8 protein-coding genes are annotated in these 10347 nt (G+C 53.4%); 4 read left to right on the forward strand and 4 right to left on the reverse strand.

The window, feature by feature from the left end; translation table 11 throughout:
• The first annotated feature begins 228 nt into the window (after positions 1-228).
• Entirely contained in the window at positions 229-1728 is a 1500-nt protein-coding gene (locus PPL9_RS28825) for a CoA-acylating methylmalonate-semialdehyde dehydrogenase (RefSeq protein ID WP_057465938.1), read from the forward strand.
• 45 nt (positions 1729-1773) lie between these two features.
• Here PPL9_RS28825 and PPL9_RS28830 read toward each other — a convergent pair whose 3' ends face one another.
• On the reverse strand, positions 1774-2274 hold the full coding sequence (locus PPL9_RS28830) for a hypothetical protein (protein WP_208980737.1): 501 nt from the start codon (positions 2272-2274) through the stop codon (positions 1774-1776).
• A gap of 451 nt (positions 2275-2725) precedes the next feature.
• On the opposite strand from PPL9_RS28830, the gene cydD reads away from it, so the two are divergent.
• Together cydD and cydC are read left to right on the forward strand one after the other, a co-directional pair.
• Entirely contained in the window at positions 2726-4531 is a 1806-nt protein-coding gene (cydD, locus tag PPL9_RS28835) for a thiol reductant ABC exporter subunit CydD (protein ID WP_057465939.1), read from the forward strand.
• Positions 4528-6267, forward strand: coding sequence for a thiol reductant ABC exporter subunit CydC (gene cydC / locus PPL9_RS28840; RefSeq protein WP_057465940.1), 1740 nt, complete (start codon positions 4528-4530; stop codon positions 6265-6267). The genes cydD and cydC overlap by 4 nt, the downstream gene beginning before the upstream one ends.
• Before the next feature lie 97 nt (positions 6268-6364).
• On the opposite strand, the gene PPL9_RS28845 is transcribed toward cydC, so the two are convergent.
• The gene (locus tag PPL9_RS28845) at positions 6365-7486 is read right to left on the reverse strand and encodes a saccharopine dehydrogenase C-terminal domain-containing protein (RefSeq protein WP_057465941.1); all 1122 of its coding nucleotides are present in this window, start codon (positions 7484-7486) and stop codon (positions 6365-6367) included.
• Between the two features lie 243 nt (positions 7487-7729).
• Entirely contained in the window at positions 7730-8209 is a 480-nt protein-coding gene (locus PPL9_RS28850) for an Lrp/AsnC family transcriptional regulator (RefSeq protein WP_057465942.1), read from the reverse strand.
• Between the two features lie 249 nt (positions 8210-8458).
• Here PPL9_RS28850 and PPL9_RS28855 point away from each other — a divergent pair, with 249 nt between their 5' ends.
• The gene (locus PPL9_RS28855; protein ID WP_057465943.1) at positions 8459-9562 is read left to right on the forward strand and encodes a zinc ABC transporter substrate-binding protein; all 1104 of its coding nucleotides are present in this window, start codon (positions 8459-8461) and stop codon (positions 9560-9562) included.
• 205 nt (positions 9563-9767) lie between these two features.
• On the opposite strand, the gene PPL9_RS28860 is transcribed toward PPL9_RS28855, so the two are convergent.
• Positions 9768-10268, reverse strand: a complete 501-nt coding sequence (locus PPL9_RS28860; protein WP_057465944.1) for a MarR family transcriptional regulator — start codon at positions 10266-10268, stop codon at positions 9768-9770.
• Positions 10269-10347 lie beyond the last annotated feature (79 nt).

Here is a 10347-nt window from a genome sequence, read left to right on the forward strand (position 1 = left end):
GCCACAGCAAGAAACACTCTTGCATCATCCCAGTTCATGATTTTTGATAGCTCCCAGTCCACATGCTGCACGGATCGCACTTTAATTTTTGCACAACGGTTTCGGATATTATCTCATTGATATGCGAAAAATATAGTTCATGCTAGGGGCATAAAGAAATTCGCTCGCAGACCTGTAAAACGCATGTGTTTGCGGGCCGCAAGAATAGACCTGGAGAGGGAGGACCTCATGGAAGAGATCGGTCATTTTATCAATGGTAAGCGCGTTGCTGGCAAGTCCGGCCGTACTGCAGACGTTTTCAACCCTGCAACCGGTGAAGTAACTGCAAAGGTTGCTTTGGCAACTGCAGCAGAAATGCAGGAAGCTGTCGCCGTCGCTGAAAAAGCGCAGCCAGCATGGGCCGCAACCAACCCACAGCGCCGCGCTCGCGTAATGATGAAGTTCGTAACTTTGCTTCACCGCGACATGGACAAGCTGGCATCCAAGCTGTCTGCTGAGCACGGTAAAACACACCCGGACGCTAAAGGCGACGTGATCCGTGGTCTGGAAGTTGCAGAATTCTGCATCGGCGCACCGCACATGATGAAAGGTGAGTTCACCGAGGGCGCAGGCCCTGGCATCGACATGTACTCCATGCGTCAGCCACTGGGCGTTGTTGCTGGCATCACGCCATTCAACTTCCCTGCAATGATCCCGATGTGGAAGTTCTGTGTTGCGATCGCAGCTGGTAACTCCTTCATCCTCAAACCATCCGAGCGTAACCCTTCCGTGCCTATGATGCTCGCTGAGCTGATGCAGGAAGCTGGCCTGCCAGACGGCGTTCTGAACGTTGTGAACGGCGACAAAGAATCCGTAGACGCAATCCTTGATGATCCAATCATTCAGGCTGTTGGCTTCGTTGGTTCCACCGCGATTGCTGAGTACGTTTACACCCGCGGTACAGCTTCCGGTAAGCGCGTACAGTGCTTCGGCGGCGCGAAAAACCACATGCTCATCATGCCGGATGCTGATCTGGATCAGGCTGCTGACGCTCTGGTTGGCGCAGGCTTCGGTGCTGCTGGCGAACGCTGCATGGCGATCTCCGTTGCTGTTCCTGTTGGTCAGGAAACTGCAGACCGCCTCATCGAGAAACTCATCCCACGCGTTGAAGCTCTCAAAGTTGGCCCTTACACTGCAGGCGACGACGTTGACTTCGGTCCAGTCATCACCCCACAGGCACGTGAGCGTATCCTCGGTCTGGTGAACTCCGGTGTTGAGCAGGGTGCAAAGCTTGTTGTTGACGGACGTGACTTCAAACTGCAGGGCTATGAAAACGGTAACTTCGTTGGTCCTTGCCTGTTCGACAACGCAACCAAAGACATGGACATCTACAAAGAAGAAATCTTTGGTCCGGTTCTGACTGTTGTACGCGCAGAAACCTATGAAGAAGCTCTGAGCCTGCCAATGGATCATGAGTACGGCAACGGCACTGCAATCTACACCCGTGATGGTGACACTGCACGTGACTTTGCAAGCCGCATCAACATCGGCATGGTCGGCATCAACGTTCCAATCCCTGTGCCGCTCGCATACCACACCTTTGGTGGCTGGAAGCGTTCTGGCTTCGGCGATCTGAACCAGCACGGCCCAGATGGCTTCAAGTTCTACACCCGCACCAAGACAGTGACATCCCGCTGGCCTTCAGGTGTGAAGGAAGGTGCAGAATTCTCTATCCCAACAATGGGCTAAGCCTGCGGGTTAACAGTTTGAAAGGCGCTCTTTTGAGCGCCTTTTTTATTCGTTGCTACCAAGAGGATAGGCGCAAGGCGCGGCACCAACCGCGCGGCAGGGTTCATAATAGACAGTGTTGCTGGTGCTTCCGTCATCCCACGTCAGTTGCACTGCAAGGGCTTGCACTGTCCCACCAGGGAACTCCATGACGTACGGCTTATGAATGCTCTGCGCTTCGACACGGAAGGGGTATTCAGGATCGCAATCAGGAATAGGAAAGCTCTTATCCAGATCCTTGGAGTCAATCGAATACTTAATTTCTTTCAGCCTGCAGCGCAGTGACATGATGGGGGCAAAGTTGATGATCTGCTTGTTGTCCAGAGTCTGGAAGGTGATCCAGCCCTCAGGCTCCAGATCACTTGCCATCGTCTTGAAAATGTCCAATGGCGGAATCACATCATCCCGTTCTGCAGTAAATCCGGCTTTTTCAGAGGCAAAGGATGAGGAGGCAAGGCCCAGGCCCCAAATTGCCGCCAGACACAGGCGGCGAAAAGAGCAAAACATGGCAGGTTCTCTCCTTTTTGTTGTTATTCAGCAATATCAACTCGTTAGTTCGATGTAGGCTGAGAGCTATAAGAGAACTCGGGGACCCTAGCGGAAAGCAGTTAATATTCCCGAAAACTCGGGGATCCATGAGCCATTTTGATTTTTATCGTGGCAGCTCTTCGGTAAAACCCCGTAAACCTCGGCAAAGCAACGCTCTGCGGGGCACCTATGATCTCTCAATATGCGCACCTGTGCGCTTATGTCCCATACAAATTGGGGGGTCTTCGCCTCTGAGTTTGTTGCGATTTATTAAAAAACTGGAGTAATTCTAACGAGCGTGTTGCAATCATGGACCGGACGGGTCGATTCCATTGCGCAAGCAAGTCTAGGCAATTGAAGAGCTTTTTCGGAAATTACCTAAATGAATTACAGGCAGATGCCCCGGCGAAGAGGGAACCGGACAAGCGGAATGACTGAAAATCTAGCAAACGTAACAGAGCTATCCGATGCAGATGTTGTGGAGGCAAATGCCCCCGCCAAGAAACGTGGACGCAAAAAGTCCGCGGGTCAGGTTTGGTTGCAGGATGCCGTTCGCCCGGAAATGAAACTGGTGAAACGCGGTGCAATGTTACAAGGCCTCTCGGAACTCCTTTGGATTCCGCAGGCAGCATTATTGGCATTGGCAATCGCTGGCCTGATCGATCCACACGGACCGGGCCTTGATCCATTCTATGCAACAGCTTCCATACTAATTTTAGCCGTGATCCGCCATTTTTTGCGTATCAAGGGCGGTGAGATTGCAGTTCGCGCAGCCTCAAAGGCGCGCCATAGGCTCGAAACCAGCCTGCTGAGCAATCTGACCAACCTGTCACCGGCAACCGAACTGCCTGCAAGCGGTAAAATCGCATCCATCGCGGTAGAGCACATTCAGGCTATCGGCCCTTACCTAGGTCGGTTCCTCCCAATTCAGGCACGCCTTTCACTCGTCCCTCTCATATTGATCGCGTCCGTCGCTTATGTCAGCTGGTTCGCAGCTCTGTGCTTACTGATCTTTGGCCCGCTGGTGCCTGTTTTCATGGCAATCGTTGGTATCCGCGCCAAAAAGGCCAGTGACCGCCAGCTCGGTGTCCTTGCCGATATGGGTGGGCTGCTGCTTGATCGCCTCAGAGGAATGGAAACCCTGCGCTTGTTCGGCGCGGTTAAGCGCTCGGAAGACGACATCCGCAAGCTGGGTGGCGACTTCCGTACATCTACCATGCGCGTTCTTCGTATTGCTTTCCTCTCCAGCACTGCATTGGAACTGTTCAGCGCCGCCGCAATTGCAATCACTGCAATCTACGTCGGTTTTTCCCTGCTTGGAGACTGGAGCTTCGGCACATATGGTTCTCCGCTCACGCTGGCCGGTGGCCTGTTCGTGCTGATGATCGTTCCCGAGTATTTTGCACCGCTCAGAGCCTTTGCAGCAGCCTATCATGATCGCGCAGCAGGCATTGCAGCAGCAGATCATATCGTTGAATTGCAAAAGCAACTGGAGGATGATGGGCAGGAAGATATCATCGGGACAGGGCTTGATGTTGTGCCTCTGCCAGCAACAGGTGCGCTGACGATCCGAAATCTGAGTGTTTCTCGCGGTCACCGCAAGATCCTTGCTGACGTCAACTTGTCTCTGGGCGAACCGGAGCTGGTCGTTGTCAAAGGCCCGAGTGGAACCGGTAAATCAACCCTGATGGATTGTATTCTCGGCTTCTTACCAGCCGATCAGGGCCAGATTGCTTATGGCGGGCTTCCTCTGACCTCTTATGGTCTGACCAACTGGCAGCAGTCCATCTCTGTCCTTTCTCAAAATCCTGAGCTGTTCCACGGCACGCTACGCGCCAACCTGCGCCGTGCTGATCAATCAGCAGACGATGCAACACTCACACAAGCATTGAAGCTTGCTGCAGTTGATGAGTTGCTCGCCAAGATCCCGGGAGGCCTCTCAGGCCAGATCGGTGAAGACGGCAAAGGCTTGTCTTTGGGAGAGCGTCGCCGCTTTGCATTGGCACGTGCTGCCCTGCGTGAGGATGCTCGGCTGATCATTGCAGATGAACCAACCGCCGATCTAGATGGTGCGACTGCACAGAAAGTTGTCGCAGCTCTCAAGCAGTTGGCACACAACAAGCCAGTTCTTGTCGCAACTCACGATCCGCGTGTTGTCGGCTCTGCAGACCGCGTATTGACCTTGAAAGAGGGTGTGCTGGTTGAGCTGAATGAACGTGAAGGAGAGCAACAATGAGATCGTCCCTTCGCATCATCTGGCTTTTGCAAAAAGAAGAACCGCTCGCATTCTGGGGTGGCCTGTTCCTAGCATTCCTCCCGGCAGCAGCAGGCATCGCATTGCTGGCAGTCTCTGGTTACTTCATCACCGCAACGGCCCTTGCTGGCCTCTCCGCAGGTGCAGTTGCTTTCAATACCTCATCTGCGGCAAGCAGTATCCGCCTTTACGCCTCCATGCGCATCTTCGGTCGCTATATTGAGCGGGTGATCACGCATGACGCGACCTTCCGTTTTCTCGCGAACCTGCGTTCCGGCGTTTTTCGCGGCCTTGTTGCCCGGGAAAGCAACGGCACATTGAGCCAACGCTCCGCGACGGCGCTCTCCCGCGTGGTGAGTGATGTGGATCAGCTCGATGGCCTGTTCCTGCGTCTTGTGGTGCCTCTCGCCTCTGCAACTATCATCACCGGCCTGACACTGGTTATCCTGTGGCAGTACTCCCCAATGGCTTCGATCGCTCTGGGGGCTGTTCAGGCAGCAGGCCTCACTATTTTGGCAAAATCAGGCGGTCACCGCCAAAAGGCACAGGCACGCAAACTCAATGCAGCCCGTGATGCTCTGCGCGTTCGCGTGTCCGATCTGGTACGTGGTCGCCGCGACCTTTCCGTCTTCGGCGGTCTAGAGCAACAGCGTGTTGCCGCACTCAAAGCAGTCAACCAACTGGACGATGTGCAAGAGCAGAACGAGCTGACAGACATGCGCAATCAGGCTGTGGTGAGCACCATGAGCCAGGTCATGGTCGCTGTCACCTTCCTGTTCGCGGCCTATTCCTATCAGCAAGGGCAAATGGAGCTGAAGCACATTGCTCTGTTCGCCTTCGTTGCTTTGGCTCTGCCAGAGCTGCTCATCTCCCTTGCCAACAGCGCAGGCAGCTGGAGCAAGATGTCAGGCGCAGCTGACCGCGTCCGGTCCCTGCTCACAGTAGGGCAAGACAGCGAAGCGCTTCAGAACGCCCGCAGCAATTCTGAAACACCTTCATTTGAAGTTGGCAAAGACGCTTTGAACCTTAAGGACATCCACTTTGCCTACACACCAAAGGCAGCTGCTATTCTGGGCGGTGTAGATCTTGCGCTGCCAACTGGTAGTCGCACGGTGGTAATCGGCCCAAGTGGTGCTGGCAAGTCCACACTCGCGGCTATCGTTGCACGTTTGCAAACGCCGCAATCTGGTGCGATTCAGATTGGCGGCGTTGAGCTGAGCGATATGGCAGAAGATAAATTGCGTGCTGCTTTGACTGTTGTCGGTCAGCGCACGCAGATCTTCCACAGCACCATCGCAGAGAACCTGCGCGTTGCCCGTGAAGATGCAACCGACGCCGAGCTCTGGGAAGCACTGGCCCATGCTGGTTTGAAAGAGCTTGTCGAAGGCAGACAGGAAAAGCTGGAAACCCATCTGGGTGAAGGTGGTCTGGGTCTGTCCGGCGGTGAAGGTCGCCGTCTGGCATTAGCTCGTGCATACCTGCGTAATCCGGAAATCTGGGTGGCGGATGAGCTGACAGAAGGTCTCGACCATGCCACTGCAGACAAGGTGCTTGCATCTTTCCGCGCCATGACCAGAGGCAAAACCGTCCTCATGGTCTCTCACCGCGCCAGTGAGCTGGAAGGTGCAGACCGCGTTCTGGTCCTTGAAGATGGCAAGCTGGGCGAAGTCACCCTGCCACTATCCGACGAGATCAAAGGTCGCCTTCGCGACGATTGATCCGGGAAACTAAGTCCAAAAGAAAAGCGCAGCTTCAGAGATGAAGCTGCGCTTTTTTGTTGTCTCAATGATCGCGAAAGGGACCAATCGAGCAGCATTAAGCTGCAATCTGACGCCCCGGTGTTTCGTGATCAGACCCACCGTTGTTGTAAAGACCGCCAAAGCGATTGGAGAGGAAGTCATCCAGGTTGATGCTTTCCTGCTTCACAAAGCCTTTGGCGTTCAAGCTGCCATCCATCAGCAGATCCAGCGTGGCACAGATGCTGGCCGCTGTGGTGATCTGAATACCGCTCCAGTGCTTGCCCATGATCTCGCGGTCATTGACCACATGAGAATAAGACTTCTGCTGGAACCGGCCATCTTTCATACCTGTGGCGGTGATAAAGATGAGCACGCGGTCCTGCATGGTGACCGGAATGGAATCTTCCATCACCTCTTTCAGCAAATCACGCTTGTTGATGAAGCCTAGATCCTTCAACAGCAGCTCCATGATGTCCCGGTGACCCGGATAACGAATGGAGAGGTAACGCAGGCTCTGCACCTTGTCCTTCAGCGTCTCAGAAAGAGAACCCAGACCACCGGACGTGTTGAACGCTTCATAATCAACGCCATCCAGAGAGAAATGCTGCAGACCGGCCAAAGCTGGCACCTTGGTCAACTCACCGTTCTCGATGGCGAGACATGGGTTGCAGTACTCGTTGATCAGGCCGTCGGTTGACCAAGTTAGATTGTACTTCAGCTTGTTGGTCGGGTAGCGGGGCAGGGCGCCCACACGCAGATGCAGGTCTTCAAGACTGTCAAACTGCTTTGCAAGATCATAACCGGCGATGGACACAAAACCGGGTGCGAGGCCGCATTGCGGAGCAAAGGCCTTGTTGGCGCCTTCTGCAATCTTCTCCACTTCAGCAGTGCTGGCCACATCTTCGGTCAGGTCAAGATAGTGGCAGTCTGCATCTTTTGCGGCCTGCGCGATCACCGGCGTCAGGAAAAACGGTGCAGCTGAAATAACAGCGTCGCATCCTTTAAGAGCTTCTGTGAGTTTTCCCAGATCACTCACGTCCAGTGCTTCTGTTGTCACATGCGGCACGTCCAGCGCGCTCAGCGCCTCCACACTCTGGTCCAGTACCTTGATCTGATAATCACCTGAACCTTGTAGCAGTGCAGCGATCATCCCACCGATCTTACCTGCACCCACAACAGCAACATGATGTCGGCTCATAAGCCCCTCCAAGCTTGTTTCGATTGACGAGAAGTCTACGTGAAAATACTGCCGGAGTTTACGGGGCAACTTGCCGAAATGACGTTTTGTTTCGTGTAAATGACGGTAACTATGTCATATTGACATTAAAATTGTAAATATGCCGATTCTTACGTGCAGTGCTCACACGATTCGTGCTTGAGAAAACACGCGAGGAGTGCGAATTAAATCGAATGGGTGAAATATACGAATGCGCAGGAGCTGTTATTTCTCAAGGCTATAAGTATTTTGAGGCATGAAAGGCCGTTGCCTCTCAAACTTCTTCGTCAGCACGATAGAGGACCGCGTGCGCTCAACACCTGGAATGGCGGCAATTTCATCGAGCACGGCATCCAGTTCTTCCAGACGGTCAGGCTCCACAATCAGGCAGAGGTCAAATTCACCGGAGATGGTCAGACAGCTGCGGATTTCAGGGTAAGACTCCAGCTGCGCAATCAGTTCGCGTGAGCGTTGTTGCGCAACGGAAAGCATCACAAGAGCCTGAACCCGCTTCTGGTCCTCTTGGTCTCCCAAAATCGCCGTATAGCCGATAATGATGCCTTTGCGCTCAAGCCGGGCAATGCGCTCCTGAACTGTTGAACGGGCAACGTCCAGCCGCCGTGCAATAGAAGACACCGGTTCCCGAGCGTTTCCCTGCAAGATGGCAATTAGCTTGCGGTCCAGCTCATCCTTAATCTCGGCCATAGAAAGTCCTTTGAATTTTGCGGCAATATAACAGGCATCTCGTTAATTTGGCAGTAGGATCAGGCAAAACTAACAGTTTACTGGCTGAGGACTGAGCGAACCTGCTGAGATCAATAGGGTATTTACCCCGTCATTTTGAGTTTTGCCCAGTCTTGCATAAATCACAAAAAGGTCGTTGCGCTCCAAAATATGTGACGTTATAAAGTAACAAATAAAATGTAATATTATAACAAAGTGGTTGTGGAACGTATGAAGCATCTCTTAGGTTCACTAAGCATTCTCGGTATTCTTGCCGGAAGCGTATCCTTTCCTGCTATGGCTCAGGCCGAGGTCAACGTGGTGGCATCCATCAAGCCAATTCACTCTCTTGTGGCAAGCGTGATGGAAGGCGTAGGCACGCCTGATCTGGTGGTGGAAGGGGCAGGCTCTCCACACACCTACAGCCTGCGTCCGTCAACAGCACGCAAGATCGCCAACGCAGATGTGGTGTTCTGGGTCGGTCCTCAGTTGGAAAGTTTTCTTGAAACCCCGCTTGAGAACCTTGCAGACGGCGCAACCATCGTGACACTGAAAGATGCCCATGGTCTCACGCTCCTGAACTTCCGTGAAGGTGGCAACTTTGAAGGTCACGACCACGGTGATCATGCTGGCGAAACCGCTGAAGAGCATGCGGCACACGCCGGTGAAACTGCAGAAGATCATACAGAACACGCCGACGAAGGGCATGAAGAGCATTCCGATCACGACCATGAGAAGCACGAAGAACACGCTGATCATGAAAAGCATGAGGAACATGCTGACCATGAGACGCACGATGAGCATGGTGATGAAGCCGTAGACATGCACATCTGGCTGGATCCGCAAAATGCGATCGCTATGCTGCATGAGATTGAAGAAACTCTCTCCAAGGCCGACCCTGCAAACGCTGCCAAGTATGCAGCCAATGCAAAGGCGGAAGCCGAGGAGATCACCAAAGTCTCCGAGACGCTGAAGGCTGATCTGAAAAGCAACCGGACCAAGCCTTTCGTGGTGTTCCATGATGCCTACCGTTATTTTGAAGAGGCCTATAACCTCAATGCGGTCGGCTCAGTCACTGTCAGCCCGGAAGTGCTGCCGGGAGCAAAGCGTTTGTCTGAAGTTCGCCAGAAACTGGAAGGTTTGGGCGTCAGCTGTGTCTTCTCTGAAGTTCAGTTCAATCCGCGCATGGTTGCAGTGCTGAAAGAGGGAACAGGCGTCAACTCTGCAGAACTTGACCCTCTTGGATCAACGCTGGATTCAGGCCCACAGCTTTACACCGAGCTGCTCAAGCAAATGGGTGGTGCCTTCAACACCTGCCTCTCCGGCAACTCATAATTCTAAGAGATAACAAGAACAATAGGTCAGAACAGGCAGTGCAGTGTGAACGAGCACTGTCTGTTTTGTATACCCCCAACTCAGCCACAGGCGGCCAGCGCAACTGCAAAGACCTCACCAGTTTTAGCAAGGGCCAGTTTTAGCAAGTGAATGTGCTAGAAGGAAACGTGCGAAGGCAGTTTGCCTGCCCCAAGCTTAAGGCAGATTACATCGTGCCGTTTTCTTCAAGCCTGTGGCTCCATCTTTCCAAAATACCCTCAAGCGCGTCCCGATCTTCTGGATCCAGAATCTTGAGCATCTCAGCTTCCATCTCAAAGTGCGCGGCGGCTGCTTCCTCCACCAGAGAGCGGCCTTTGTCCGTTAAATGGATCATCAGAGCCCGGCGATCTTCCGGATTGGGATTACGGCACACCAACCCCAGCTTTTCCAGCTTATCGAGGCGACTGGTCATGGTGCCAGAAGTCAACATGCTGGATTTGGTCAGTTCGGTCGGGCGCAGTGCGTAGGGCTCACCGCTTCGCCGCAGCGTTGCCAGAACATCAAAATCACCCGTTGCCAGACCAAACTTCGCAAAGTTTGCAGAAAGATCTTTGTTGATCTGCATGTTGAGGCGCATCATCCGGGCCAGCACATACATCGGGCTGGCATCCACCTCAGGATATTCGCTCTTCCACTGGCGCACGACGCGCGCAACGTGATCAGTCATGGTCACTCTCAATAATCTGGCTTGCAGCAATACAGAGGTATATTGCAGAGGAATTACTTGAGATCAAGATACTTGACGG

The organism is Pseudovibrio sp. POLY-S9 (genome assembly GCF_001431305.1).
Taxonomy (GTDB): domain Bacteria; phylum Pseudomonadota; class Alphaproteobacteria; order Rhizobiales; family Stappiaceae; genus Pseudovibrio.